The sequence below is a fragment of the Mycobacterium sp. genome (assembly GCF_965277065.1).
GTDB lineage: Bacteria > Actinomycetota > Actinomycetes > Mycobacteriales > Mycobacteriaceae > Mycobacterium.
Map to the genome: position 1 here is coordinate 63,902 of NZ_CBDIBT010000016.1, position 26,684 is coordinate 90,585.

General features: G+C 66.6%; 26 protein-coding genes and 1 pseudogene. 7 read left to right on the plus strand and 20 right to left on the minus strand.

Annotated elements, in window-relative coordinates:
- Window positions 1-3 precede the first annotated feature (3 nt).
- The 3 genes from ispF to carD are packed head-to-tail and all read right to left on the minus strand — an operon-like array spanning window position 4 to window position 1,671.
- A complete protein-coding gene (gene ispF / locus ACQY5A_RS06035; RefSeq protein WP_428339491.1) occupies window positions 4-489 on the minus strand; it encodes a 2-C-methyl-D-erythritol 2,4-cyclodiphosphate synthase in 486 nt (161 codons plus the stop codon).
- Window positions 486-1,157 (minus strand): 2-C-methyl-D-erythritol 4-phosphate cytidylyltransferase, encoded by a 672-nt coding sequence (gene ispD, locus ACQY5A_RS06040; RefSeq protein WP_428339492.1) that lies wholly within the window; start codon window positions 1,155-1,157, stop codon window positions 486-488. The genes ispF and ispD overlap by 4 nt, the downstream gene beginning before the upstream one ends.
- Window positions 1,158-1,182: 25 nt before the next feature.
- A complete protein-coding gene (gene carD / locus ACQY5A_RS06045) occupies window positions 1,183-1,671 on the minus strand; it encodes an RNA polymerase-binding transcription factor CarD (protein WP_428339493.1) in 489 nt (162 codons plus the stop codon).
- 323 nt (window positions 1,672-1,994) lie between these two features.
- On the opposite strand from carD, the gene ACQY5A_RS06050 reads away from it, so the two are divergent.
- From ACQY5A_RS06050 to disA, 3 genes are read left to right on the plus strand one after another with little or no spacing between them, the layout of a single operon-like run.
- Window positions 1,995-2,558 carry a hypothetical protein gene (locus ACQY5A_RS06050; protein WP_428339494.1) on the plus strand — a complete coding sequence of 188 codons (564 nt, stop codon included), beginning with the start codon at window positions 1,995-1,997 and terminating at the stop codon, window positions 2,556-2,558.
- A 40-nt stretch (window positions 2,559-2,598) separates the two neighbouring features.
- Window positions 2,599-4,029: a DNA repair protein RadA gene (gene radA, locus ACQY5A_RS06055; protein ID WP_428339495.1), complete on the plus strand. Its 1,431-nt coding sequence runs from the start codon at window positions 2,599-2,601 to the stop codon at window positions 4,027-4,029.
- Window positions 4,029-5,141, plus strand: coding sequence for a DNA integrity scanning diadenylate cyclase DisA (disA, locus tag ACQY5A_RS06060; protein WP_428339496.1), 1,113 nt, complete (start codon window positions 4,029-4,031; stop codon window positions 5,139-5,141). Before radA ends, disA begins: the two co-directional genes overlap by 1 nt.
- Window positions 5,142-5,150: 9 nt before the next feature.
- On the opposite strand, the gene ACQY5A_RS06065 is transcribed toward disA, so the two are convergent.
- Window positions 5,151-5,942, minus strand: coding sequence for a hypothetical protein (locus ACQY5A_RS06065; RefSeq protein WP_428339497.1), 792 nt, complete (start codon window positions 5,940-5,942; stop codon window positions 5,151-5,153).
- A 128-nt stretch (window positions 5,943-6,070) separates the two neighbouring features.
- Here ACQY5A_RS06065 and ACQY5A_RS06070 point away from each other — a divergent pair, with 128 nt between their 5' ends.
- Complete coding sequence (locus tag ACQY5A_RS06070; protein WP_428339498.1) at window positions 6,071-7,042, plus strand: PE-PPE domain-containing protein; 972 nt, start codon at window positions 6,071-6,073, stop codon at window positions 7,040-7,042.
- A gap of 31 nt (window positions 7,043-7,073) precedes the next feature.
- Here ACQY5A_RS06070 and ACQY5A_RS06075 read toward each other — a convergent pair whose 3' ends face one another.
- On the minus strand, window positions 7,074-7,706 hold the full coding sequence (locus ACQY5A_RS06075) for a carbonic anhydrase (protein ID WP_428339914.1): 633 nt from the start codon (window positions 7,704-7,706) through the stop codon (window positions 7,074-7,076).
- A 25-nt stretch (window positions 7,707-7,731) separates the two neighbouring features.
- On the opposite strand from ACQY5A_RS06075, the gene ACQY5A_RS06080 reads away from it, so the two are divergent.
- Window positions 7,732-8,613, plus strand: a complete 882-nt coding sequence (locus ACQY5A_RS06080) for an A/G-specific adenine glycosylase (protein ID WP_428339499.1) — start codon at window positions 7,732-7,734, stop codon at window positions 8,611-8,613.
- Here the strand turns inward: ACQY5A_RS06080 and ACQY5A_RS06085 are convergent.
- The gene (locus tag ACQY5A_RS06085) at window positions 8,610-9,377 is read right to left on the minus strand and encodes an alpha/beta fold hydrolase (RefSeq protein WP_428339915.1); all 768 of its coding nucleotides are present in this window, start codon (window positions 9,375-9,377) and stop codon (window positions 8,610-8,612) included. The genes ACQY5A_RS06080 and ACQY5A_RS06085 overlap by 4 nt on opposite strands.
- Before the next feature lie 103 nt (window positions 9,378-9,480).
- Here ACQY5A_RS06085 and mhuD point away from each other — a divergent pair, with 103 nt between their 5' ends.
- Together mhuD and ACQY5A_RS06095 are read left to right on the plus strand one after the other, a co-directional pair.
- Window positions 9,481-9,792 (plus strand): mycobilin-forming heme oxygenase MhuD, encoded by a 312-nt coding sequence (gene mhuD, locus ACQY5A_RS06090; protein ID WP_428339500.1) that lies wholly within the window; start codon window positions 9,481-9,483, stop codon window positions 9,790-9,792.
- Window positions 9,773-11,134, plus strand: coding sequence for a serine hydrolase (locus ACQY5A_RS06095; protein ID WP_428339501.1), 1,362 nt, complete (start codon window positions 9,773-9,775; stop codon window positions 11,132-11,134). Before mhuD ends, ACQY5A_RS06095 begins: the two co-directional genes overlap by 20 nt.
- A gap of 68 nt (window positions 11,135-11,202) precedes the next feature.
- Here ACQY5A_RS06095 and clpC1 read toward each other — a convergent pair whose 3' ends face one another.
- The 14 genes and pseudogenes from clpC1 to ftsH form a co-directional block, all read right to left on the minus strand.
- Window positions 11,203-13,749, minus strand: a complete 2,547-nt coding sequence (gene clpC1, locus ACQY5A_RS06100) for an ATP-dependent protease ATP-binding subunit ClpC (protein WP_428339502.1) — start codon at window positions 13,747-13,749, stop codon at window positions 11,203-11,205.
- A 237-nt stretch (window positions 13,750-13,986) separates the two neighbouring features.
- Entirely contained in the window at window positions 13,987-14,325 is a 339-nt protein-coding gene (gene lsr2 / locus ACQY5A_RS06105; RefSeq protein WP_428339503.1) for a histone-like nucleoid-structuring protein Lsr2, read from the minus strand.
- A 119-nt stretch (window positions 14,326-14,444) separates the two neighbouring features.
- Window positions 14,445-15,953, minus strand: a complete 1,509-nt coding sequence (gene lysS / locus ACQY5A_RS06110; RefSeq protein ID WP_428339916.1) for a lysine--tRNA ligase — start codon at window positions 15,951-15,953, stop codon at window positions 14,445-14,447.
- 125 nt (window positions 15,954-16,078) lie between these two features.
- Window positions 16,079-16,903: a type III pantothenate kinase gene (locus ACQY5A_RS06115; protein WP_428339504.1), complete on the minus strand. Its 825-nt coding sequence runs from the start codon at window positions 16,901-16,903 to the stop codon at window positions 16,079-16,081.
- Window positions 16,904-16,916: 13 nt separating this feature from the next.
- Window positions 16,917-17,324 (minus strand): aspartate 1-decarboxylase, encoded by a 408-nt coding sequence (gene panD, locus ACQY5A_RS06120; protein WP_428339505.1) that lies wholly within the window; start codon window positions 17,322-17,324, stop codon window positions 16,917-16,919.
- Complete coding sequence (gene panC, locus ACQY5A_RS06125) at window positions 17,324-18,271, minus strand: pantoate--beta-alanine ligase (protein WP_428339506.1); 948 nt, start codon at window positions 18,269-18,271, stop codon at window positions 17,324-17,326. Before panC ends, panD begins: the two co-directional genes overlap by 1 nt.
- The gene (locus ACQY5A_RS06130) at window positions 18,268-19,179 is read right to left on the minus strand and encodes a Rossmann-like and DUF2520 domain-containing protein (RefSeq protein WP_428339507.1); all 912 of its coding nucleotides are present in this window, start codon (window positions 19,177-19,179) and stop codon (window positions 18,268-18,270) included. The genes panC and ACQY5A_RS06130 overlap by 4 nt, the downstream gene beginning before the upstream one ends.
- Before the next feature lie 1,472 nt (window positions 19,180-20,651).
- A pseudogene (locus ACQY5A_RS06135) lies at window positions 20,652-21,111 on the minus strand (DUF6779 domain-containing protein); the annotation flags it as partial.
- Between the two features lie 98 nt (window positions 21,112-21,209).
- Window positions 21,210-21,686 (minus strand): DUF3180 domain-containing protein, encoded by a 477-nt coding sequence (locus tag ACQY5A_RS06140; RefSeq protein WP_428339508.1) that lies wholly within the window; start codon window positions 21,684-21,686, stop codon window positions 21,210-21,212.
- Window positions 21,686-22,225 (minus strand): 2-amino-4-hydroxy-6-hydroxymethyldihydropteridine diphosphokinase, encoded by a 540-nt coding sequence (gene folK, locus ACQY5A_RS06145; RefSeq protein ID WP_428339509.1) that lies wholly within the window; start codon window positions 22,223-22,225, stop codon window positions 21,686-21,688. Before folK ends, ACQY5A_RS06140 begins: the two co-directional genes overlap by 1 nt.
- Window positions 22,222-22,611, minus strand: coding sequence for a dihydroneopterin aldolase (gene folB, locus ACQY5A_RS06150; RefSeq protein WP_428339510.1), 390 nt, complete (start codon window positions 22,609-22,611; stop codon window positions 22,222-22,224). Before folB ends, folK begins: the two co-directional genes overlap by 4 nt.
- 5 nt (window positions 22,612-22,616) lie before the next feature.
- Window positions 22,617-23,420, minus strand: a complete 804-nt coding sequence (folP, locus tag ACQY5A_RS06155; protein ID WP_428339917.1) for a dihydropteroate synthase — start codon at window positions 23,418-23,420, stop codon at window positions 22,617-22,619.
- 20 nt (window positions 23,421-23,440) lie between these two features.
- Window positions 23,441-24,049, minus strand: a complete 609-nt coding sequence (folE, locus tag ACQY5A_RS06160) for a GTP cyclohydrolase I FolE (RefSeq protein WP_428339511.1) — start codon at window positions 24,047-24,049, stop codon at window positions 23,441-23,443.
- Window positions 24,050-24,067: 18 nt separating this feature from the next.
- On the minus strand, window positions 24,068-26,386 hold the full coding sequence (ftsH, locus tag ACQY5A_RS06165) for an ATP-dependent zinc metalloprotease FtsH (RefSeq protein ID WP_428339512.1): 2,319 nt from the start codon (window positions 26,384-26,386) through the stop codon (window positions 24,068-24,070).
- Window positions 26,387-26,684 lie beyond the last annotated feature (298 nt).

Here is a 26,684-nt window from a genome sequence, read left to right on the forward strand (position 1 = left end):
AGCCTAGGGCGCGATGTCGTCGGCGCCGAACAGCAAAGCCGTCGCGATTGCGGCCCGGCCCTCGCCGCGCCCGGTCAGGCCCAGCCCGTCGGTGGTGGTGGCAGACACCGACACCGGCGCATTCAGCACTTCCGAGAGCGCCGCCTGCGCCTCGGCGCGGCGCGGGCCCACCCTGGGCCGGTTGCCGATGACCTGCACCGCAGCGTTGCCGACCCGAAAGCCGTGCTCGGTGAGGAGGTCCGCGACGTGACGCAGCATCGTCATGCCGCTGGCGCCGGCCCAGCGTGGTTCGTTGACACCGAACACCTCGCCGATGTCGCCCAGGCCGGCCGCGGACAGCAGCGCGTCGCACAGCGCGTGCACCGCCACGTCGCCGTCGGAGTGCCCCGCACAGCCGCCGACATCGCTGAACAGCAGTCCCAGCAGCCAGCACGGCCTGCCGGGTTCGATGACATGCACGTCGGTGCCCAGACCGACACGGACGTTCACCGGCTCACGATCGCGTGCGCCAGGAGCAGGTCCAGCTTGGTGGTGATCTTGAAGGCGAGCGGATCGCCGTCCACCACCTGAACCTGGCCGCCGATGTGCTCGACCAGAGACGCGTCATCGGTGAAGTCCGCGGTCCCGGCCTGCTGGTAGGCCCGCAGCAACAACTCGGTGACGAACCCCTGCGGGGTTTGCACGGCGCGCAGTCCGGCCCGCTCCGGTGTGCCGAGCACGGCGCCGTTGGCGTCGACGGCCTTGATGGTGTCCGAGACCGTTAGTGCGGGCACAACCGCCGGATGGCCGGCGCGCAGCGCTTCGACGACGCGTACCACCAGATCAGGCGGGGTCAGCGCGCGCGCGGCATCGTGCACCAGCACATAGTCGGGTTGTTCGCCGTCAGCGATGGCAGCCAACGCCAGGCCCACTGAATCGCCGCGGTTGGCCCCGCCGGCCACGACGGCCGCACCACGGCCCAGGATCAGCTTGGCCCGGTCAGTGCGGTCCGCGGGCACCGCTACGACGACGCGATCAACGACGCCGGATTTCAGCAGACCATCGACGGCACGTTCGACCAGGGTCCGGCCGTCCAGCTCATAAAAAGCCTTGGGCATGCCGGCCGCCAGTCGTTCACCGGAGCCGGCGGCCGGAACCACCGCGACCGTGCCGGTCAACACTGGTCCTCGTGCGTCAGGGGATTCAGGAAGCGGCGGCGAGCGCCTCGTCCAGGATGATCGACGCTCTGGCGTCGTCTGTGCTCTCGGCCAGCGCAAGTTCGCCGACCAGAATCTGGCGGGCCTTAGCCAGCATGCGCTTCTCGCCTGCGGACAGGCCACGCTCCTGGTCGCGGCGCCACAGGTCGCGGACAACCTCAGCAACCTTGTTGACGTCACCGGAAGCAAGCTTTTCCAGGTTGGCCTTGTAGCGGCGCGACCAGTTGGTCGGCTCTTCGGTGTGCGGTGCGCGGAGCACCTGGAACACCTTGTCAAGGCCCTCTTGGCCGACTACATCGCGGACGCCGACATACTCGGCGTTCTCAGCGGGTACTCGAACTGTCAGATCGCCCTGCGCCACTTTCAAGACGAGATACTTTTTTGGTTCCCCTTTTATGGTCCGGGTTTCAATCGCCTCGATCAACGCAGCACCGTGGTGTGGATAGACAACGGTGTCTCCGACCTCAAAATTCATCAGTTTCGAGCCCCTTTCGTTACTCCATGCTAACACGCCGCGCAAACACGTGCGGAACAACGGTGCAGGTCAGGGGCACCGCGGGTGCGGAGAGGGGGTTGACAGACCGCGAAATTCGTGCAGGGCAGCGAACATTGCAGAACCGGTTCGGGGCTATCCGGAGAACAGCGGGGACGGGCGGTTCGTCTCAGAAATCGTGCGACTGCGCTGCTCTAACCGCTTACTTCCGGCTTCGGAACCCTCAGCTTCCGCGGGACCGACCGACCTACTACTGTGCATAGTCGAACCGCCAGTGCGTTCGAGGGCCGAGCAGGAGGCTTTGGGTGAACCGCTTCGACAACCACGGCCCGCGATCGAGTCGTCGCTCGGCAAAGCTCTGCGTGCTTGCCTCCGGCGCCTTGATCGGCGCTGCCGCATTCTCCGGATGCAGCGCCGGCCAGATCTCGCAGACCTCCATGCAGCAATCCGCTGTCGACGGCAACCAGGCGACGGTCAAGAACGTCGCGCTCCGCGATGTCCACATTCAGGCAGTGCAGACCGGTGACTACCTACGCCCGGGCGCGACGGTGGACCTTGTCCTCGTGGCCGTGAACCAGTCGCCGGACACCTCCGACAAGCTGGTCGGCATCACCACCGACATCGGCAAGGTGACCGTCACCGGCAATCCCACCCTGCCCGCCAGCGGGGTCTTGTTCTTCGGCAGGGAAAACGGACAGACCAAAAGCTCCGACAAGGCCGTCGAGTCAGGCGACACGCTCAAGGCGACCATCGCATTGAGCAAGCCGATTACCAACGGCCCGAATTACGACGTCACCTTCGATTTCGAGAAGGCCGGCAGTATCAGCGTGGCGGTGCCGATTTCGGCGCCGGAAAGTTCACATCGCTAACCTCCGCTGATCTGTCACACCCGCCGGATACCGTCAGCGGGTGGCCAAGGCACGCTTGCAGTATCGCTGCTCGGAATGCCGCCATACGACGGCCAAGTGGGTCGGTCGTTGCCTGGAATGCGGTACCTGGGGCTCCGTCGACGAGGTCGCGGTGCTCAGCGCGATCCGGGGCGGCAACCGCGCTGTGGTGAGCCCGTCATCGGCCGCCATTCCGATCAGCTCGGTCGAGCCCGACGGCACCCGGCACTGCCCCACCGGAATCGACGAACTCGACCGTGTCCTGGGTGGCGGCGTCGTGCCGGGTTCGGTCACGCTGCTCGCCGGTGATCCGGGAGTCGGCAAGTCGACGCTGCTGCTCAAGGTCGCCCACCAGTGGGCGATGGGCGGCCGGCGGGCCCTGTACGTGTCCGGCGAGGAGTCGCGGGGCCAGATCCGGATGCGCGCCGATCGGACCGGCTGCAGCCATGACGAGCTGTATCTGGCCGCCGACTCCGACCTCCACGCCGTGCTGGGCCACATCGATGCGGTGCGGCCGACGCTGGTCGTCGTCGACTCGGTGCAGACAATGGCCAGCTCCGACACCGACGGGGTCGCGGGCGGGGTCACGCAGGTGCGCGCGGTGACCAGCGCGCTGACCGCCGCAGCGAAAACCACTGGGGTGCCGCTGATTCTGATCGGACATGTCACCAAGGACGGAGCCATCGCGGGCCCTCGCTCGCTCGAGCACCTGGTCGATGTGGTGTTGCACTTCGAGGGTGACCGTAACTCGCTGCTGCGCATGGTGCGCGGCGTGAAGAACCGCTTCGGGGCCGCCGAAGAGGTTGGCTGCTTTCTGTTGCAGGACAACGGGATCGAGGGTGTCGCCGACCCGTCCGGCCTCTTCCTGGATCAACGGCCGCAACCCGTCGCGGGTACCGCCATCACCGTGACCCTCGACGGCAAGCGTCCTCTCGTCGGCGAGATTCAGGCGCTGCTGGCCACACCGTCGGGCGGCTCCCCGCGGCGCGCTGTCAGCGGCATCGACCACGCGCGGGCCGCGATGATCGCCGCGGTGCTGGAGAAGCACGCCAGGCTCAAGATCGCCGTCAACGACGTGTACCTGTCGACCGTGGGGGGCATGCGGCTGACCGATCCGTCGTCGGATCTGGCAGTTGCGGTCGCATTGGCTTCCGCGTACGCGAACCTGCCGATGCCGGCCACCGCGGTGATGATCGGCGAAGTGGGGCTGGCCGGCGATCTGCGCCGGGTCAGCGGCATGGAACGCCGGTTGGCAGAGGCCGCCCGGCAGGGCTTCACGACGGCGCTGATTCCCTCAGGCGGCGTCGCGGTACCGCCCGGATTGAAGACGCTGCAGGCGTCCAACATCGGCGCTGCGCTGGAGCACGTTCTCCACATCGCCGAGCGTCGCGACAAGGCGCCCACGCCACCACATCGACTGGGCTGCGCGCCCACAGAGCACAATGAATGGTGATGACAGTCGGCAAAGCATCAACGAACGGCTCGGCGCCGCAGCAACGTCCCACCCTGCGTGAGGCAGTTGAACGGCTGGCGCCGGGAACCGCGCTGCGCGACGGCCTGGAGCGCATCCTGCGGGGCCGGACCGGCGCCCTGATAGTCCTCGGCTACGACGACAGCGTGGAAGCGATCTGTGACGGCGGGTTCTCCCTCGATGTGCGGTACGCGCCGACCCGGCTTCGGGAGCTGTGCAAGATGGACGGCGCTGTGGTGCTGTCCACCGACGGCAGCCGAATCCTGCGGGCCAACGTGCAACTGGTGCCTGACCCGTCGATACCCACCGACGAATCCGGGACGCGGCATCGTTCGGCCGAGCGGGCCGCCAGCCAAACCGGTTACCCGGTGATCTCGGTCAGCCACTCGATGAGCATCGTGACCGTCTACCTCAGCGGCGAGCGCCACGTGCTGGCCGATTCGGCCACCATCTTGTCGCGCGCCAATCAGGCCATCGCCACGCTGGAGCGCTACAAGATGCGGCTCGACGAGGTCAGCAGGCAACTGTCGAGGGCCGAGATCGAAGACTTCGTCACGCTGCGCGACGTGATGACGGTGGTGCAGCGGCTCGAGTCGGTCCGCCGGATCGGCGTGGATCTCGATTACGACGTCGTCGAACTGGGCACCGATGGGCGACAGCTGCGACTGCAGCTCGACGAATTGCTCGGCGGCAACGACGCCGCCCGCGAGTTGATCGTGCGCGACTACCACGCCAACCCAGAGCCGCTGTCCAAGGCCGAAGTCGCCGCCACGCTCGGCGAGCTGGACGCCATGTCAGACGCTGATTTGCTCGACTTCATCACGATGGCAAGGGTTTTCGGATACCCATCGACGGCGGAAGCTCAGGACTCCGCGGTGAGCTCGCGCGGCTACCGGGCGATGTCGGAGATTCCACGGCTGCAGTTCGCCCATGCCGACCGTCTGGTGCGCGAGTTCGGCTCGCTACAGGGCCTGCTGGCCGCCAGCGCGGGCGACCTGGAAGCGGTCGAGGGCATCGGCGAGATCTGGGCCCGCCATGTCCGAGAAGGCTTGTCGCAGTTGGCCGAATCGACCATCGGCGATTCGATTACCTGAGTTAGGTCTTCAGCCGCCGGGAGCGGGCGCCGGACCGGGCAGCGGCCCAGTTGCCGGCGGTCCGGGCAGCCCGGGCTGCGGCGGAGGCGGTGCCGCGCCGGGAGGCGGCGGCGGAGCCAGGATGAACGGAACCGCAAGGGAGCGAAGGTTTCCCAGCTGCACGACGAGGTTGTAGGTGCCGGGCCCGATCGCCGGGCGTGGTAAGGGGCAGTGCGGAGCCGAGCCCATCCCCGTCCAGGTGACGGCGGTGGTCACCTGCTCGCCGGGTGCGAAAGTCTTGACCAGAGTCTCGTTGGACGGTGCGCAGTCCAGGTTCGACCACAGCCGCTTGTTGTCCAGCGAGTAGACGTAGGCGGCCAACACCGCGGCTCCCACGTCGCGCTTGCAGGCCACCAGGCCGATGTTGGTGACGACCATGACGAACTTCGGCTGATCGCCGATCGCGTACTGCGGTGCGTTGGTCAGGCCCTTGACGGCCAGCGTGGAGTCCGGGCAATCGTCGCCGGCATTGAGCACGGGCGGCGGCTGAACCGCGGCGGTCGGCGTCTCGGCAGGCTGATCGGTGTTTTCTCCGGCCGGCGGCTCGACCTGTGTCTTGACCTCTGGCCCCGGGTTTTGCTGACCTTGCGCCGTGGGCTTTTTGGCGGTGCCGGAGGTGTTGGCGCCGGCGCTTCCGCTCAGGACGGCGACGATGATCGCGACCACGATGGCGATGACGACGACGGCTATGCCGATGGCCAACCCCCGGCGTCGCCAGTAGATCTCTGGCGGCAGCGGGCCTCGCGGTTCCAGATCCAGCACATTTACACGGTAAGGCCAGGTCACACCGATAGGGCCGAGCCGGCCCGGCGTGTCGCCCAGTCTGGTCGTTTTTATTCCGAGATGAAAAAGTGCCCAAATCGCGGCTTAAATTCGTATAAGAACATCCCATGAATGCATACAGGGTGCTCGCAAAGGTCGCCGGTATCGGCCTGATGGCTGGCTTCGCCAGCGTACTGAATAGCCAGGCCGCACACGCCGACGACACCCTGCTCGGACCGCTGGCCGGCAGCGACACCGCGATCATCCTCGGCGGAACCACCGAGCCGATGCCGTCGACCGCCTTCGCCCAGACCGCCGAGGGGCTCTACCTGCATGCGCTGGGCTTCGACGGTGGCGCGACGGGATCCACGGTTTGCGACATGATCGCGACCGACCCGTGCAGCGCGCCGCTACAGGTGCTGACGACCCCCGAACTGATCCAGCAGGGCCCGAGCAGCCTCACCGCCGCGGACGACGTGGTGCTCGCCGTGGAGCACGAATTCACGGTGAACCCGCACGCTTTCAGCGCCCAGGACCCGCTGACGATCTTCGGCTACTCGCAGAGCGCCACTGCCGAGTCGATCGCGATGACCAAGCTCGAGGATGACGGCTTTCCGGTGCAAGATCTGCATTTTGTGTTCATCGGCGACCCGTCGCTCGCGGAGACCGGCTTGTGGCCGAACCTGGTGACTGACCTGGACGGAATTTTCGGGGCGAGCCTGACGAACACGATTCTCACCGATCTCGGCTTCGACGGCGTGCTCGGAAACGTCACACCGGACGATATCTCTCCGACAACGATCTTCACGCTGGCTGGCGATGGAGTCGCCGACTTCCAGCCGGACTTCGAGTCCGGCGGTCTGCTGGGAACGATCGAGGGCCTGTTCCTCCAGCATGTGGAATACCTGGGGTTGACGCCGACCGAAATCGCCGACGCGACCACGACGGTCGACAACATGATCACCAACGTCGACATCCCCGACAATTTCAACAACGCAACTGCGTGGCTCAGTGCGGTTTTCGAGGGTGGGGCCGCCAACAGCGGACTGCTCGAAAGCCTGTTCAACTCCATCGAGCTGTACTTGACCAACACCTTCTGACCCGGGTCGTGAAATACCCGGCAGCGCTGAGCTATTCGTCGTCGACCTTGTCCCCGACGTCGCCGATGATGTTGCGGATGACGACTCGCCCGTCAGCGAGGTGGTACGTGGCGCCGACAATCGCCAAGTCCCCGGCGGCGATGGCTGCGGCGATGGCCGACGAGCGCTCGAACAGCTGGGTGCCGGTCTCGACCACGTGGCGTGCCTCGAACTCATCCGGTCGAGTGAGCCCCTCACGGCGGCCCAGCAGAATCGACGGCGTGACCCGCTCGACCAGGTCGCGCACGTAGCCGCCGGGCAACGCCCCGTCGTCCAGCGCAGCGAGCGTCGCCTTCACCGCGCCGCAGCTGTCGTGGCCAAGGATCACGATCACCGATACGCCGAGTGCGCCGACGGCGAATTCCAGTGATCCCAATACCGCGGAGTCGATCACGTGACCGGCCGTGCGGACCACGAACATGTCACCGAGGCCCTGGTCGAAGATCAGCTCGGCGGCCACCCGGCTGTCGCCACAACCGAACAGCGCCGTGGTGGGCTTCTGACCTTTGGCCAGGCTGGCCCGATGCTCGACACTCTGGCTGGGGTGTGCGGGCTGGCCGGCGACGAAGCGCTCGTTACCCTCGGTGAGTGCTTTCCACGCGGTTACGGGATCGGTATTCGGCATGGCGCTCATTGTGCCGTAGTAGGCCATGACACTCTCCCTAACGCCGAGTGAACTTCTGGACTGGTACGACCGGTCACGACGCGACCTTCCGTGGCGAGATCCCGACGTGACGCCGTGGCAGATCTTGGTCAGCGAGTTCATGCTGCAGCAAACACCGGTGCCGCGGGTAGAACCGATCTGGCGAGACTGGGTGGCGCGCTGGCCGACGGCGTCGGCGACGGCGGCGGCCAGCCCAGCCGACGTCGTGCGCGCCTGGGGCAAGCTGGGCTACCCGCGCCGGGCCAAACGCCTGCACGAAAGCGCGATCGTGATCGCGCGCGATCACGCCGACCAGGTTCCCGACGACGTCGAGGTGTTGCTGACGCTGCCCGGTGTCGGCAGCTACACCGCCCGCGCGGTGGCGTGCTTCGCCTATCAGCAGTCGGTGCCGGTGGTCGACACCAACGTGCGACGGGTGGTGGCCCGGGTTGTGCACGGGCGGGCTGACGCCGGCTCGGCCTCCGCGGTCCGCGATCACGCCGACGTGTCGGCGTTGCTCCCCAAAGACTCAACAGCGCATACATTTTCGGCGGCGCTGATGGAATTGGGTGCCACGGTGTGCACGGCGCGAACGCCGAAGTGTGGCCTGTGTCCGCTCAGCAGGTGTCGATGGCGACAGGCCGGCTTTCCGCCGTCGGAGGGGCCGGCCCGTCGGCCGCAGGGCTACGCCGGGACCGACCGACAGGTTCGCGGTCGACTGCTGGATGTGTTGCGCGGCAACGACTTACCGGTCACCCGCGAACAGCTCGACATCGTCTGGTTGCGCGACACCGTGCAGCGCGACCGGGCGCTGGAGTCTTTGCTTGCCGACGGCCTGGTGGCCAAGACCAGCGACGGGCGATTCGCCCTGGCCGGCGAGGAAAACTAGCCCGCCGTAAGAAATGACTGCACTGCCTGGCGGTAGGCCCGAGGCGCTTCGTCGTGAACCAAGTGCCCGGCATCCGCAACACGCAAATACGTTGTGGAATATCCACTCTCGTTCATGGACTCCATCTGGCCGGCGGGAGCCACCGAGTTACCTGCTTCGATGAGCAGCGCGGGTGAGCGCACCGCCTGCCATTGCGCCCAGTAGTCACGGGTGCCCCATTCGGCGGCGATCTCGATCCAGCGGGACGTGTGCCCGTGCAGCCGCCACCCGGTGTCCGTCCGGTCGAAGGCTTCCAGGAAGTACCGGCCCGCGAGTTCGCCGAACTCGGCACGCACCTTCTCCGGGGAATCGAACTCGACCGGCAGATTGTGCAGCCACGGCTCCCACGGACCGGTGGTGCGGTCGCGGAAGTCCGGTGCCATGTCCTCGACCACCAGGGCCGAGACCAGATCGGGGCGCTCGGCGGCCAGGCACCACGAGTGCAGGCCGCCCATCGAGTGTCCGACCAAACGGGCGGCAGTGCCCAGCGCCGCCACGGCGTCGCCGAGGTCCGCAACGAATCGTTCGGTGCTGATCGGGTACGGGTCGCTGACGTCGCGGCCCCGATGCCAGGGAGCGTCGTAGGTGTAGACCGCACCGAGCCGAGTCAGCCACGGCAGCTGACGCGACCAGGTGCTGCCACGGCCCATCAGGCCGTGGACCAACACCAGCGGTTCACCTCGTCCACCACGATGGGTTAGCAGATCAGCGGCCATGCGGCCTATCTTCGCGCGCTTGAGGCCAGCGGCTGGGCTGATTACTCGGCCTCCTCCCCGGGCCGCTCGCGGCCCGCCTCGTCGCCTTCGGGCCGCGCGGTAGCCTTGCCCAATGCCAGTGGTGAAAATCAACGCAATCGAGGTGCCGGCCGACGCGGGCCCCGAGCTGGAGAAGCGGTTCGCCCACCGCGCGCATGCAGTCGAGAACTCGCCCGGCTTCCTCGGCTTTCAGCTGCTCCGCCCCACCAAGGGCGAAGACCGATACTTCGTGGTGACTCAGTGGGAGTCCGAGGAGGCCTTTCAGGCCTGGGCGAGCGGTCCCGCCATCGCAGCGCACGCCGGCCAGCGACAGAATCCGGTGGCGACCGGCGCGTCGCTGCTGGAATTCGAGGTTGTGTTAGACGTTGCCGGATCCGGCCAGTAAGCCCGGTCGGCCCTCACGCCGCCGCCGGGTCGCGGCATTGGCGGCCACCGCGCTACTCACCGCCCTGACCCCGGGCTGCACGCCGCCGCGACCGCCTTCGGCGAATGCGGCCGGCGCCGCGCGCGAGATCGACATGAGAACTCCGGCCGGTCTGCGCGCTCAACAGACGCTGGACATGCTGAACTCCGATTGGCCCATCGGTCCCGTCGGGGTCGGCACACTGGCGGCGCCCAAAATGGCAAGCCAGATCCAGACCATGATGGAGAAGCTGTGGTGGGACCGGCCGTTCACCTTTCGTGGAGTCGACATCAAGGCGGGCGCGGCCACCCTGCAGCTGACAACGTCTTATGGTGCGCAACAAGAGCTTCGGATACACACTCAAGACGACACCTTGGTGGACGGGTTCGATCTCACCACGCTGCCGCCGAAGATCTCGTCGTTCGGTGACGTCGATGCGGTGCTGGGCAAGACCGAAGCCCGCTACTCCTGGCAGGCCACCAAAATCACCGACGGCCGCTGTGATCGGGTGGCCGGCACCAACACCGGCATGTCACTGCCATTGGCGTCGATCTTCAAGTTGTACGTGCTCTATGCGGTGTCGGATGCCGTCAAGGCCGGGACGGTGTCCTGGGATGACCAGCTGACTGTCACCGACAAGGGTAAGGCCGTCGGCTCGAGCATGGATTTGCCTCTGGGGGCTCATATTTCGGTGCGCACCGCCGCCGAGAAGATGATCGCCACCAGCGACAACATGGCCACCGACATGCTGATCGAAAAGGTCGGGCCTCAGGCCGTCGACGACGCACTGGTCCACACCGGGCATCACGATCCGGCCGCGATGACGCCGTTCCCGACGATGTACGAACTGTTCACCGTCGCGTGGGGGCGCCCGGACCTCCGCGAGCAGTGGAAGCAGGGGACGCCGCAGGACCGTGCCGCGCTGCTGCAAAACGCCAATTCGGCTACCTACCAACCGGATCCGTTTCGCGCGCATGTGCCGGCCTCCGAATTCGGCGCGGAATGGTACGGCAGCGCGGAAGACATCTGCCGGGTGCACGTCGCACTGCAGGCCGGCGCCGTGGGGCCGGCCGCACCGGTCAAGAAGATCCTCGATACCGCTACCGGGGTCAACCTGGATCGCAACGACTGGCCCTACATCGCCGCGAAAGCCGGTGGGCTGCCGGGTGATCTGACATTCAGCTGGTACGCGATCGATAAGACCGGGCAGTCGTGGGTGGTGAGTTTCCAGTTGAACTGGCCGCGTGACCATGGGCCGGCCATCACCGGCTGGGTATTGCAGATCGCTAAGCAGGTCTTCGCGCTACTACTCACGCAACGCTGATCGGCGGCCGCGTGCTACCAGCCGAAGACCGGCTAACGCTTCAGCGCTAGCCGGTTTTTCGGGATGTACTACGGCGTGGTCGTGCCGGGGGTACTACCCGCGGCGTGAGCGCCCGAACTCGCCAGGTCGGCCTCGGCCGGCTTGCGGGCACCGTGGAACGTGAACACCGCGTCCTCGCCGTTGCCCTCGCCATCCCAGTTGTCGACGTCGACGGTGACGAGCTGACCCGGGCCGACTTCGTCGAACAGGATCTTCTCGGACAGCTGGTCCTCGATCTCCCGCTGGATGGTGCGCCGCAGCGGGCGAGCGCCGAGCACCGGGTCGAAGCCGCGCTTGGCCAGCAACGCCTTCGCCTTATCGGTCAGCTCCATCGCCATGTCCTTGGCCTTGAGCTGCTTGCCCACCCGGCCGATCATCAAATCGACCATCTCGATGATCTCTTCGCGGGTCAGCTGGTGGAAGACGATGATGTCGTCGATGCGGTTGAGGAACTCCGGGCGGAAGTGCTTCTTCAGCTCGTCGTTGACCTTCTGCTTCATCCGCTCATAGTTGTTCTCGCCGCCACCTTGGGTGAAGCCCAGCCCGACCGCCTTGCTGATGTCGGAGGTGCCCAGGTTCGAGGTGAAGATCAGCACGGTGTTCTTGAAGTCGACGGTGCGACCCTGCCCGTCGGTGAGACGGCCGTCCTCGAGCACCTGCAACAGGCTGTTGTAGATCTCCTGGTGCGCCTTCTCGATCTCGTCGAACAGCACCACCGAGAACGGCTTGCGCCGAACCTTCTCGGTGAGCTGGCCGCCCTCCTCGTAACCCACGTATCCCGGCGGGGCACCGAACAACCGCGACGCCGTGAACCGGTCGTGGAACTCGCCCATGTCGATCTGGATGAGCGCGTCGTCATCGCCGAACAGGAAGTTGGCCAGCGCCTTGGACAGCTCGGTCTTACCCACACCGGACGGGCCGGCGAAGATGAACGAGCCGGACGGGCGCTTGGGGTCCTTCAGCCCGGCGCGGGTACGGCGGATGGCCTTGGAAACTGCACGGACCGCGTCCTCTTGCCCGATGATCCGCTTGTGGATCTCGTCTTCCATGCGCAGCAACCGGGTGGTCTCGGCTTCGGTGAGCTTGAACACCGGGATACCGGTCCAGTTGCCGAGCACCTCGGCGATCTCGTTGTCGTCGACTTCAGCGACGACGTCGAGATCGCCTGAGCGCCACTGCTTTTCGCGTTCGGCGCGCTGGCCCACCAGCTGCTTCTCGCGGTCGCGCAAGCTGGCCGCCTTCTCGAAGTCCTGCGCGTCGATCGCGGACTCCTTCTCCCGGCGCGCGTCGGCGATCTTCTCGTCGAACTCACGCAGGTCTGGCGGCGCCGTCATCCGGCGGATCCGCATGCGGGCACCGGCCTCGTCGATGAGGTCAATTGCCTTGTCCGGCAAGAACCTGTCGTTGATGTAACGGTCAGCGAGGGTGGCCGCCGCCGCAATCGCGCCGTCGGTGATCGATACCCGGTGGTGCGCCTCGTAGCGATCGCGCAGACCCTTGAGGATTTCGATGGTGTGCTCCACCGTGGGCTCGCCGACCTGCACCGGCTGGAACCGGCGCTCCAGGGCGGCGTCCTTCTCGATGTACTTGCGGTACTCGTCGAGCGTGGTCGCACCGATCGTCTGCAGCTCACCGCGGGCCAGCTTCGGCTTGAGGATGGACGCCGCGTCGATCGCGCCTTCGGCAGCTCCGGCACCGACCAGCGTGTGTAGCTCGTCGATGAACAGGATGATGTCGCCGCGAGTGTTGATCTCCTTGAGCACCTTCTTCAGGCGCTCCTCGAAGTCACCGCGGTAGCGGCTGCCGGCGACCAGTGAACCAAGGTCCAGGGTGTAGAGCTGCTTGTCCTTCAGCGTCTCGGGGACCTCGCCGTGCACGATCGCTTGCGCCAGGCCCTCCACGACGGCGGTCTTACCGACGCCGGGCTCACCGATCAGCACCGGGTTGTTCTTGGTGCGTCGGGACAGCACCTGCATGACCCGCTCGATTTCCTTCTCTCGGCCGATGACCGGGTCGAGCTTGCCCTCCATGGCTGCGGCAGTCAGGTTGCGGCCGAACTGGTCGAGCACCAACGAGGTCGACGGGGAGCCGGACTCGCCGCCGCGGCCGCCGGTGCCGGCTTCCGCGGTCTCCTTGCCCTGGTAGCCGCTCAGCAGCTGGATCACCTGCTGCCGCACCCGGGTGAGCTCCGCGCCCAGCTTGACCAACACCTGGGCGGCAACGCCCTCGCCCTCACGGATCAGGCCGAGAAGAATGTGCTCGGTGCCGATGTAGTTGTGACCGAGTTGCAACGCCTCGCGCAGGCTCAGCTCAAGGACTTTCTTGGCGCGCGGGGTGAATGGGATGTGCCCGGACGGGGCCTGCTGGCCCTGGCCGATGATCTCCTCGACCTGGCTGCGGACACCCTCCAGCGAGATGCCCAGCGACTCCAGCGACTTGGCCGCAACCCCTTCGCCTTCGTGGATGAGGCCCAGCAGAATGTGCTCGGTGCCGATGTAGTTGTGGTTGAGCATCCGGGCCTCTTCTTGCGCCAGGACGACAACCCTGCGGGCACGGTCAGTAAAACGTTCGAACATTGGCGTTTACCTGCTCTTCCTCACCATCGGTACTTCGTCATTCTCGGCACAGGGGCCGACATCGCGTACCTGTCTCCCACTGTAGTGGGCGCGCGCCCGGGCTTCCCACCTTGCGGCCGCTACCCAATACGGTTGCACCAGGGCAACGCGGGAAAACAGCAAATCGTTTCCCGCTTCGGTGATTGATCAGTTCGCTACCAGCGAAAGTTGAGACTGTGCGCTCGCGCGGCGCCCCGGTCAGGTTGCGGCGTGGAACGCGTCGATGACGTCAGCCGGGATTCGGCCGCGAGTGGACACGTTGTGGCCGTTCCGACGGGCCCAGTCCCGGATGGCGGCGCTTTGCTCGCGATCGATCGCGCCACGCCCTCGACCGGAGCTCGAGCGGCCGCGGCGACGTCCACCGACCCGGCGCGATGCTTCGACCCATTGCTTCAGGTCGTTGCGGAGTTTCGCCGCATTCTTGCCCGAAAGGTCGATCTCGTAGGTAACGCCGTCAAGCCCGAATTCGACGGTTTCATCGGCGGCACCTTCGCCGTCGAAATCGTCGACAAGGGTGACGGTCACTTTCTTCGCCATTGGCTGAGCCTCGCGCTTTCTTCTTAGACACTTGCCATACATGACACGTGGTCTGGACCGCCCCCACAACTAATGTGCCATATTCAGGCGGGTTATTCAATACAGCGACAAGTTAGCGGTCAGTTACTAAGCGGGCGCACAATAGGAAATAATACTGTCTCTCGAATTGACAGCCCGGTCAAAGCGATCAGCAGGCGATCGACGCCCATTCCGGTTCCTGTGCATGGCGGCATAGCATGCTCGAGCGCAGCAAGAAAATCCTCGTCAAGCACCATTGCCTCGTCGTCGCCGGCCGCGGCGGCCAACGCCTGCTCGGCGAATCTCTCCCGTTGCACCACCGGGTCGATCAATTCCGAGTATCCCGTGGCCAGTTCGAACCCTCGAATGTACAGGTCCCATTTTTCGGTGACACCGGCGATACTGCGGTGTTGACGCGTCAAAGGGGTTGTCTCGACCGGAAAATCTTTGACAAACGTGGGTGCGGTCAGCGTCGAGCCGACGGTGTGCTCCCACAGTTCCTCGACCAACTTCCCGTGCCCATATCCACGGTCGGTCGGCACCTCGAGGTCCAGTGACGCCGCGATAGCGAGCAAGCGATCGACGCGAGTGTTTGGTGTGATCTCTTCCTCAAGTGCCTCCGATAGTGACGGATACATTTGTATCGACGCCCATTCTCCGTCGATGTCATACACGCTGCCGTCGGGAAGAGGTAGTTGTCGAGTACCGATCGCCTCGTCAGCCACCTGTAGAATAAGCTCACGCGTCACAACGGCAGAATCGTCATACGTGCCATACGCTTGATAGGTCTCCAGCATGGAGAATTCCGGAGAATGCGTGGAATCTGCGCCTTCGTTTCGGAACACGCGATTTACTTCGAAGACCTTGTCGAACCCACCGACCACACAGCGTTTCAGGAACAGTTCCGGCGCGATCCGAAGGTAGAGGTCGATGTCGAGCGCATTGGAGTGCGTGACGAACGGGCGCGCTGCCGCGCCGCCTGCCAACGTCTGCAGGATCGGCGTTTCGACTTCTAAAAAGCCGCGTTGCTCCAGCGCATTGCGCAATGAGCGCATCACGGCAATTCGCTGGCGGGCGACCGTGCGCGCCTGAGGCCGCACGATCAGGTCGACATAGCGCTGCCGCACCCGCGACTCTTCGCTCATCTCTTTATGCGCCACCGGTAGCGGCCGCAGCGCCTTGGACGCCATCTGCCAGCTATCACCGAGCACGGACAGCTCGCCTCGCCGCGAGCTGATCACCTCGCCGTGGACAGAGACGATGTCGCCGAGGTCGACGTCGGCTTTCCATTCGTCGAGGGCTTCCTGCCCGACACCGGCCAGGCTGAGCATCACCTGAAGTTGGGTGCCGTCGCCCTCCTGGAGGCTGGCGAAGCACAGCTTGCCGGAGTTACGGGCGAACACCACCCGGCCGGCCACCCCGACGATGTCACCGGTGGTCGAATCGGACGGCAGATCGGGATACGCGGCGCGAATCTGCGCCAGGGTGTGAGTGCGCGCGACTTCGACGGGATAGGGATCGCGGCCTTCGGCTGCCAGGCGCTCGCGCTTGTCCCGCCGTATCCGGAACTGCTCGGGTAGGTCCAGCGGGTCCTGGTCGGCGGCGCTCACGACCTGCCAGCTTAAAGGAGAACAGACCGTCGCGAGTGCGCGGACGGAGCCGCGAAACATAACCAGCGGTTGTGATCTTGGTCGATTAGCGACCGTGGCTTCTGGTTCGCGAGAGCTCTGAGCGCTCAGCGTGCGGTCTTGAGCCGTCCGCGCTGACTGTCGCGGTTGCGCTCGAAGACCAGCCGCAGCCCGTTCAGCGTTAGGTGCGGATCGTAGTGGTCGACCGAGTGCAACTCGGCCAGCAGAAGCGGCGCGGTGTGACCGGTCGCCACCACCGTGACCCGATTCTCGGGGCTGACGGAAAAGCCGTCGACGTCCTCGCGGATGCGGCCGACCAGCCCATCCACCAGGCCGGCGAACCCGAAAACCGCCCCGGCTTGCATGCATTCGACGGTGTTCTTGCCGACCACCGAGCGAGGCCGGGCCAGCTCAACCCGCCGCAGAGCAGCCGAGCGGGCCGCCGCGGCGTCGGAGGAGACCTGGATACCCGGCGCGATCGCGCCGCCCAGGAACTCCCCTTTTGCCGACACCACGTCGACGCAGATCGAGGAGCCGAAGTCGATCACGATCGCGGCGGTGTTGTACTTCTGAAAAGCAGCAAGACAGTTGACAATTCGGTCAGCGCCGACCTCTTTGGGATTGTCGACGAGCAGCGGGATACCGGTGCGGACACCGGGTTCGATGAGCACGTGCGGCACCGTCGGCCAATACTGCTCGATCATCAGTCGCACCTCGTGCAGCACGGACGGCACGGTGGACAGCGCCGACGCACCTGTGAGCTTATCCGAGTCGTCACCGATCAGACCGTCGAGGGTCAATGCCAGCTCGTCGGCGGTGATCTCGGATTCGGTGCGAATCCGCCACTGCTGCACGACTTTCGCGTGCTCCTTCGTGCCGGAGAGCAGTCCTATCACCGTGTGGGTGTTGCGGACGTCGATAGCCAGCAGCACGACTAGCAGACCTTCATCGCGGCGAGACCAGCTCGCCGGCATCGGCGGGGACGAACGCCGGGTCGCTGCCCAGGTCGATGGCGGTGTTCTCGGCGTCGACGAAGACAATCTTGGGCTGGTAGCTGCGCGCCTCGGCGTCCTCCATCTGGGCGTAGGCGATCAGGATCACCAGGTCGCCGGGATGCACGAGATGCGCGGCCGCGCCGTTGATTCCGATCACGCCGGTGCCCCGCTGGCCGGTGATGGCGTAGGTGACCAGCCGCGCGCCGTTGTCGATGTCGACGATGGTCACCTGCTCACCTTCGAGCAGATCGGCGGCATCCATCAGGTCGGCGTCGATCGTCACCGAGCCGACGTAGTGCAGGTCCGCCTGCGTGACGGTCGCCCGGTGGATCTTCGACTTGAGCATTGTCCGTAACATCAATTCCTCCAATGGGATTCGAGGGGGTGATTACCGAGCCCAGCGGGCACTCGCCCGTCGGCGTCGATGGTCGTTCCGATGTCAATTCCAACGTTGTCGAGCAGTCTGGTCTTGCCGAGCCGGGCCGCGACGAGCAAGCGGCCGACGCCGTTGACGGGGGCCGGTCCCAGCCCGCTGCCGCGCACTTCGAGGTAGTCGACGTCGATCGCGGGCACCTCGGCCAGCACTGAGCGGGCCGCCGACAACGCCGCTTCCGCGCCGGCGGGTGCGGCACGCGAGCCGGCCAGCAGCGCCGCCGACAACACGCTGGCGAGTTCTCGTTGCGCGGCGTTGAGGTAGCGGTTACGCGAAGACAGCGCCAGGCCGTCGGTTTCACGCACGATCGGCACACCGACGACGCGGACATCGATGTTGAGGTCGGCGACCATCTGGCGGACGAGGACCAGCTGCTGATAGTCCTTCTCGCCGAAGAAGATTCGATCCGGCGTCACGATCTGCATCAGCTTGCAGACCACGGTGAGCATTCCCGCGAAATGGGTGGGCCGCACAGCGCCCTCAAGCTCCGATCCGAGCGGCCCGGGATGAACCGTGCTCCGTGGGCCGTCCGGGTACATCGCCGAAGCGCTTGGTGCGAAGACTATTTCGACTCCTTCACCGCGCAGCAGGGCCAGGTCGGCCTCGAGGATCCGCGGGTAGGCGTCGAGGTCCTCGTCGGTGCCGAACTGCAGCGGGTTCACGAAGATCGACACCACCACGACCGAGCCGGGCACCAGCTTGGCGGCTCGGACCAACGCGAGGTGTCCGTCGTGCAGCGCGCCCATGGTCGGCACCAGCATCACCCGTCGTCCGGTGTGGCGCAGCGCGCGACTGATCTGGCTGACCTCGCTCGGGTTCGGGTACACGTTGAGTTCGCCGGCGTTGAACTTCGGCGGCCGCTGAACGCTCATCGCGCCAACACCTCGAACACCTCTTCGGGGGCATGCACCTTCTCGGCGGTGCGCACCGCGTTCACCCGGTAGGCCTGCGCCAGTTGCGGGTCGACCGTTTGCAGCGCGCGCAGGTGACCGGCGACAACGCCGGCGTCACCGCGGGCGATCGGGCCGGTCAGCGCCGCCTGTCCGCGTTGCAGGGTGTTTTCCAGCGCGGCACGGGCCAGCGGTCCGAGGATGCGCTCGGCGATGCCGCCGGGCTGGTCGTCGACGAGCTGTTGGCCGAGCAGTTCGGTGCCCGAGACCGCGGCCCGCAACGCATCGAGCGCGTCGGTGAGGACCGTGACGACGTGGTTGCCCGCGTGGGCCAGAGCCGCGTGATACAGCGTGCGCGCCTGCTCAGGCACCCGAAACGGCTCGCCGCCGATCTCGAGCACCAGCGACTGCGCGATCGCGTAGCCGACCTCGTCGGCCGCGGTGATCCCGAAGCAGGTGTCCGGGAGCCGGGCGATGTCCTCGTCGGCGCCGGTGAACGCCATCGCGGGATGGATGGCCATTGGTATGCAGTCCTGCCCGCTCAGCGGCGTCAGCACTTCGATGCCGTTGACGCCCGAGGTGTGGACGACGATCGTGCCCGGTCGCACGGCCGACGTGGCGGCCAAACCCGATACCAGCCCGGGCAACTCGGTGTCCGGCACGGCCAACAGCAGCAGCTCGGCGTTGCCCGCGACGTCGGGTACCGGCGCCACCGGGGTGTCCGGCAGCCGACGCTCGGCACGCTGCTTGGATGCGCGCGAAACGGCGCTGCATGCGACCACGACGTGGTCGACGCGCTCGAGCGCAACACCCAACGCCGTTCCCACCCGGCCTGCGGAGATGATCCCCACCTTGAGCCGAGCCGGACGCAATCCGTCGAACTGCACCATCGCAGACGACCCTCACAAGTCTTCTTGGTTTCGTTCCAGTCCCGCGAAGCAGGTACCGGACGGTCGTAGCGACTCTACCGCGCGACGATGCGGACTGCGAAGCGGTCCGAGGAGAAGAGCGGTCATCCAACCCAGCCGCGCGACGATGCGGACTGCGAAGCGGTCCGAGGTGGGGGTACCTCCAGCCGCGTAGCGGCGAGGGGGCAAGAGCGGTCATTCAACCCAGCCGCGACAGGTCGCCAAAACGCTGTGGTGTTCGCCTCAGTCTTCGCGGCGGCGGCGGCGCCCGCCCTCGGACGGCGCGGTCTGCAGCCGCGCGAGTAGCTCGGCCACCGACTGACCGCCGGATTGCGGCTCGTCGGATTCGGCGGGCGCCTCGGTGCTGCGATGACGGGCGTTGGCCGGCGGAGGCGGCGACATCACCGGTCCTCGGTCCGGAGCCGGCGTCGGAGGCGGCGGCGGTGGAGGCGGAGGCGGTGACATCGCCGGAGCCGGGGCCGCGGAGCTGACGGCGGGATCGGAGGGATCGGAGGGTTCAACCGAGTGCCGCGACCGCGCCCGTCGACCCGATTCGTTCCAGTCGGCATCCGGTTCGCCGGTCTGGCCTGGCGCAGATTCGGCGGGGGTGCTGGAATGCCGGCCGCGGCGGTCGGCCGGCGGCTCGGCGGCGGCCTCACCGATGCCCGGAGACCGATGCGACGGCTTGTCGCGCGACGGCCCATTGTCGTAGGCCCACGAGGTCGCGGGGCTTTCTGTCTGGCCGGCGTTCCAGTTGCTGCCGGGTGCTCCCGGCGGCAACCACTGGCCGTCGGGAGGAGCCGGCTGCCAGGCAGCCGGCTGCTCGGGCTGTCGCGGCGCCTCGCCGGGGGGCGGCCACGGGATCCGCGGCGGTTGTTGCGGCTGCCCGGGCTGTGGAGGAGGCGGAGTGAACTGCGGCTCAGGCTGCGCAGGGGCCTCCGCGTGCCGATGGGAACGCCGCGGGGGCTGGGGCGGCTCGACCCGCTCAGGTCCGGTTCTCGGCGCTGCACCCGGCGGGGCCCATCCGCCGGGCTGACCCTGCGGCTGCGCCCAGCTGGGGCCTTCCGGCTGACGCTCCGCCGGGGTGACGGGTGGCGGAGGGGCTTGCGGCGGAGCCCAGTTGGGCGCGGGCTCGTGGCGGGCGGCGGGGGTGTCCCGATCGCCGGAACGCCGGTGCGATCCCCGATCCGGTTCGGGTGTTTCGGGGGCCCGGTTCTGTCTGGGGAGCGGGTAGGCCTCGTGCAGCTGCGGCGCATATCCCTGCTGATAGCTCTCCGCCGCGGGCTGCCTTGGCGGAGCCGGGGCCAGCGGCTCCTCGTGCACGTCGATGATCGAGTTGTCGTCGGAGCGTGGGGCAGGCTCTTCGGCGCGTACGGATGAGACCCGGTTGACTCGCTCGCGGGCGCTCTCATTGTCGCGGTCCCATTCGCTGTAACCGCGAACAGCCTTGAGCCGTTCGCCCTCCAGCGCCGGGCGGTCGCTGAGCTCGGCGTCAAACAGGATCTCCAAGTTGGTACGCAGCGCGGCCAGCTCGGCCCGCAACTCCGATACCTCGTCGTTGGCCTGCGCGCGCAGTTCGGTGGCCAGCTCGCGCCGCAGCTGGGACTCCACGGTGAGCTCGTATTCGCGCCGGGCCGAGATCTCCCGGTCCAGCTGTAGGTCGTACACGAGCTTGAGATCGCGTGCCCGGGCCGCGTCCACGTCGCTCTGCCGGCGGTAGATCACCGAGACGAAAGCAGCGACCACGGCGGCCCACAATGCGAGTATCACCGCAAGCTTGAGAAGCTCTACCTGGTTGGTGAAGACCAGTGCAGAACTGGCGCCAATCGCCAAAACCAGCAACGCTGTGAGCAGCACCCAACCCGGTCTGCGGCCGGCGCGCCGCGCCCGTGCGCCGCGGGCCAGATCGGTCATGGCCCGACTGTACCGGCCCTAGGTCACCGAGCGTGTCGCGCGCCTCCGGCGTTTCTCACCTGGACTAATCGCCCGTTTCCGGAGGTCGTCGGGGCCAGCTAACTTTCGGCGCCCTCCCCCTTGTCGGTCGGATCTCCGGGCGATCGACAGCAATACTGCAACCACAACGCGGCGGTCACCAGGGTGAGCGCGCTGAGCGCCGCAACGGCGGTTCCGAAGGTGTCCTCGGCCGCCACCCTGAGCCATGACCGGCGCGGTAGGAGATAGACCAGAACGCCGAGCCATCCACCCAACGCCAGCGCGCCGACCCAGGCCGAAGCCTTGGCGATGACCAGGCTGCGGGCCACCGTCAGCGGATGAAGCCAGCCGGGTGCGTCGCCGATCTCACCGTCCTCGATCTTGGTCCGTACCAGACGCCCCCAGATCGCCTCGGCAATACCGACGGTGAGTAACGAAAAACCCGTCCACGCCGTGATCGGCGGGAACCATCGATAAAACAGCACGACCAGCAGGTAACCCGCCACCCCGGTGCCGAGCACCGCGGCCGTCAGGTCACGTTTCCGGGTGGGGCCCATCAGCTTTCGGGACGCGGCGCGAGGACGAAATCGGTCGGCCGCACCCCGGCCCGGTCGCTGGGATCCAACTCGGCAATGAGCTTGGCGACCGACCGCTTTCCGCCGGCCACCGACAACTCCGCGTCGGGATCGATCGCCAGCCAGGGAAACAGCACGAAGGCGCGCAGGTGGGCCAGTGGATGCGGGAGGGTCAGTCCGTCTTCCAGAGAAAACAGCTCGGTGTCGCCCTCCAGGGACGTCAGGTGGCAGCAGATCAAGTCCACGTCGAGGGTGCGTGGGCCCCACTTCTGCCCGCGTACGCGATCCGCGGCGATCTCCAACGACTGTGCGCTGCGCAGCCAGCCGTGCCCGTCGAGGGTCGGGTCGTCGGCGATGACCACCGCGTTGAGGAACGGCCCCTGTTCGACACCACCCCAGGCCGCTGTCTCGTAGACCGGCGACACCGCGCGAACCGTGTCGCCGAGATGGTCGAGCACCGACTGCAGCCGGGCCAGCCGGTCACCGAGGTTGGATCCGATCGACAACACGACACGAGTCATAACGGCACCACCCGACCGCGGCCACCGTGCCGGGACCGGCGGGCAACCACAGCGACGTCCTCGAAGGTCTGCGGAATCGGGGCTTGCGGTTTGTGCACAGTCACCTCCACAGCGTGTACACGATGGTCTTTCATGACGTCCTCGGCGATCTCACCGGCGACCGTCTCGATCAAATTACGGGCCGGGCCCGCGACCACGGCGGCGGCTCGCTTTGCCAGGACTCCGTAGTCGTAGGTATCGGCCAGGTCGTCGCTTTTCGCGGCGTCCCCCAGGTCTATCCACACAGTGACATCGACGACGAAGTCCTGACCATCGGCACGCTCGTGCTCGAATACACCATGGTTGCCGCGAACTTTCAAGCCGCGCAACTCGATTCGATCAGCCATCCGTCCTACCGCCCACCCTGCGCCCACGCCTCGACCACTTTGACAGCATCGACCGAGGCTCGCACGTCATGTACCCGAACTCCCCAGGCACCATGCAGTGCGGCCAGAGCCGACACCACCGCGGTGGCCGTTTCGCGACCATCAGGCGGCCGGACCTCGCCGTCGGGACCTGCCAGCAAGCTGCCGAGGAATCGCTTGCGCGACGCCCCGACCAGAACCGGAACGCCTCCGGCCGCCAATTCCGGCAGCGCATGCAGCAGCGCCCAGTTGTCGCGACCGGACTTGGCGAAACCCAATCCGGGGTCGATCACCAGCTTGGCAGGATTCACTCCGGCGGCAACGGCGTCGTCCACGCGCGCCATCAGCTCGGCGCGCACCTCGGCCACTACATCGCGGTAGGGCGGCACCTGATGCGGCTGCTCGGCCGACACCGAGCGCCAGTGCATCAACACCCACGGCACGTCGGCTTCGACCAGTAAGTCCGCCATGGCCGCATCGGCGCGACCACCGGAGACGTCGTTGACCATCGAAGCGCCGTTTTCCAGCGCCGCCCGGGCCACGCCGGCATGCATGGTGTCGACGCTAACCGTTATGCCCTGGGCAGCAAGCTCTTTGACGACCGGCACGACGCGGGCTGACTCCACCCGAGGATCGAGTCTGGTCGCGCCGGGGCGGGTCGACTCACCGCCGACGTCGACGATCGACGCGCCATCGGCGGCCAACGCCAAGCCGTGCTCGACGGCGCGGTCGGCGTCGAGATAGCGCCCGCCATCGGAGAACGAGTCGTCGGTGACGTTCACAACCCCCATGACTTGGAGGTGCGTCGCGCTCACCTGCGCAGGATCAGTTCGAGCGCCTCGGCTCGAAGTGCGTTGTCGGACTTGAACTGGCCACGCACCGCCGAGGTGGTGGTGACGGCGCCGGGTTTGCGAACGCCGCGCATGGACATGCACAGATGTTCGGCTTCCATCACGACAATGACCCCGCGCGGGTCCAGCTTGCGCATCAACGCATCGGCGATCTGCGCGGTGAGCCGCTCCTGAATTTGCGGACGCTTGGCGTAGAGGTCGACCAGTCGGGCGATCTTGGACAAGCCCGTCACCCGGCCGTCGTGGCCGGGAATGTAACCGACGTGGGCGACGCCATGAAACGCCACGAGATGGTGCTCGCAGGTGGAGTACAACGGGATCTCTTTGACCAACACCAACTCGTCGTGCTGCTCGTCAAAAGTGGTGTCCAGCACAGTATCCGGATCGGTGTAGAGGCCCGCGAACATCTCCCGGTAGCTGCGGGCGACGCGGGCCGGTGTTTCCAACAACCCGTGCCGATTCGGGTCTTCGCCGATCGCGAAGAGCAACTCGCGGACAGCCGCTTCAGCGCGCGGTTGATCGAAGACTCGGCCATTGAGGGTCGCGGTTTGAGCATCCGTCGGCACCATCGCAGATTTCCGTTCGTGTCAGCCGTGTGTCGACGGGTTGGACGGGCTCGGGCCGCCGCCGGCTGGGTCGGTGGCCTGCCTGGCGTCCGGTGCGGGCGCGCCGGGTGGCGGATAGGGCGGGTACGGCTGACCCGTGTGCTGGTGCGGTGGCGCCGGCCAGTGCTGCGGCTGCTGCGGCTGCTGCGTCGGGGGGTTCCAATAGCCCGGTTGTTGCGGCGGTGGCCATCCCGGGGCATGCCAGCCGACCGGCGCACCGTAGTCGGGCTGCGTCGTATTCGGCTGACCGTTTCCGGGACCGTTGTGAGAACCGTTGTTGCCGTTGGTCGCTCGCTCGGCGTTGGCCTGCTCGGCATCCCGCGCGGCCGCGGCGATGGCGGCTTTGAAAGCCGGCTCCGGCGTCGGCTTGGGCCACGGCTCACCACGCTCGATGGCGAGCTCGCCCGGCGTCTTGATCGGCGGCTTGTCCGATGGGATCCGGCCACCGAAGTCGTCGAAAAGCGTTAGTCGCGGCCGCTTTTCGATATCGGCGAAGATCGTTTCCAATTCGGCGCGATGCAGGGTTTCCTTTTCCAGCAGCTCACCCGCGACGGTGTCGAGCACATCGCGGTATTCGGTGAGAATCTCCCAGGCCTCGGTGTGCGCGGCCTCGATGAGCTTGCGCACCTCGTCATCGATGTCGCGGGCGACCTCGTGGGAGTAGTCGGCCTGATTACCCATGGTCCGGCCGAGGAAGGGATCGCCGTGTTCGGTGCCGTATTTGACCGCGCCGAGTTTGGAGCTCATGCCGAACTCGGTGACCATCGCCCGGGCGATTTTGGTCGCCTGCTCGATGTCGGACGATGCGCCGGTGGTGGGCTCGTGGAACACCAGTTCCTCGGCGGCGCGCCCGCCCAGCGCCATCACCAGTCGGGCGATCAGTTCCGAGCGGGTGTGCAGTCCTTTGTCGTCCTCGGGCACGGCGAGCGCGTGCCCTCCGGTGTTGCCGCGGGCCAGAATCGTCACCTTGTAGACCGGGTCGACGCCCGGCATCGCCCAGCCAGCCAGCGTGTGCCCGGCTTCGTGGTAGGCAGTGGTCTTCTTCTCCTGCTCGCTGATGATCCGGCTCTTGCGACGCGGTCCGCCGACCACCCTGTCGACCGCCTCTTCCAGGGCTGCGCCGGTGATCACCGTGCCGTTCTCTCGGGCCGTCAGCAGCGCCGCCTCGTTGATGACGTTCTCGAGGTCGGCGCCGGTCATGCCAACGGTCCGCTTGGCCAGGCCGTCGAATTCGACGTCGGGGCCGAACGGCTTGCCTTTGGAGTGCACCCGGAGCACGGCGCGCCGGCCGGCCAGGTCAGGGCTGGACACCGGAATCTGGCGGTCGAAGCGGCCGGGCCGAAGGAGCGCGGGGTCGAGGATGTCGGGACGGTTGGTGGCCGCGATCAGGATGACGCCGGCGCGCTCGCCGAAGCCGTCCATCTCGACCAGCAACTGGTTCAGCGTCTGCTCGCGCTCGTCGTGGCCGCCGCCCAGTCCGGCGCCACGCTGGCGTCCGACGGCGTCGATCTCGTCGACGAAGATGATGCAGGGGCTGTTCTGTTTGGCCTGCTCGAAAAGGTCACGCACCCGAGAAGCGCCGACGCCGACGAACATCTCGACGAAGTCGGAGCCGGAGATGGTGAAGAACGGCACCTCGGCTTCACCGGCGACGGCCCGCGCAAGCAGGGTCTTGCCGGTTCCCGGGGGGCCGTAGAGCAGCACACCCTTGGGAATCTTGGCGCCGAGCGCCTGATACCGCGCCGGGTTCTGCAGAAAGTCCTTGATCTCGTAGAGCTCTTCGACCGCCTCGTCGGCGCCGGCGACGTCGGAGAAGGTGGTCTTGGGCATGTCCTTGTTCAGCAACTTGGCCCGGGATTTGCCGAATCCGAAGCCCATTCGGGCGCCGCCCTGCATGCGGGAGAACATCATGAACAAGCCGACCAACAGCAGCAACGGCAGCACGTACACCACGACCGAGCCGATGATGCTGCCCTGGTTGACGACGGTGCTGACCTGGGTGTCCTTTCCGGCGTTCAGCTGATCGAACAGCGGAACCGCATAGCCGGTCGGGAAGTGGGTAATGATCTTGTCGGAGCCCTCGGTGCCGGTCGCGGCGCTCTTCAGCGTCAGCCGGACCTGCTGTTCGCGGTCGTCGATCTGGGCGCTCTTGACGTTGCCGCCTTTGATCTGCCCCATCGCCACCGACGTGTCGACCGGCTTGAAGCCGCGGGTGTCGTCGCTGAAGTAGAAGAAAGACCAGCCAAGCAGCAGCACGGCCGCGATGGCCGTGAGCGTGCGGATCACGTTTTTTCGGTTCATCAGTCATCGGCCGTCGTCGGCCAGGTCCTTCCCGATACACGCAGCTGGAATAGTCCAGGCTACCGCCACTGGTGATCGCCGGTCCGACCGCAGGTCGGGCGCAGCGGGTCACCACCGTTTGACCGTGGTGATCGCCAGTGTAGGCCGGGCGCAGCGGGTCACCACCGTTTGCCCGTGGTGATCGCCAGCTCGGCTGTAGGTCGGGCGCAGCGGGTCACCACCGTTTGACACGGTGATCGCCTCGGTTATGAACAACGAATAGAAGTTCCCGACCCCTGACGAGCCGGGGCAGCCGTGT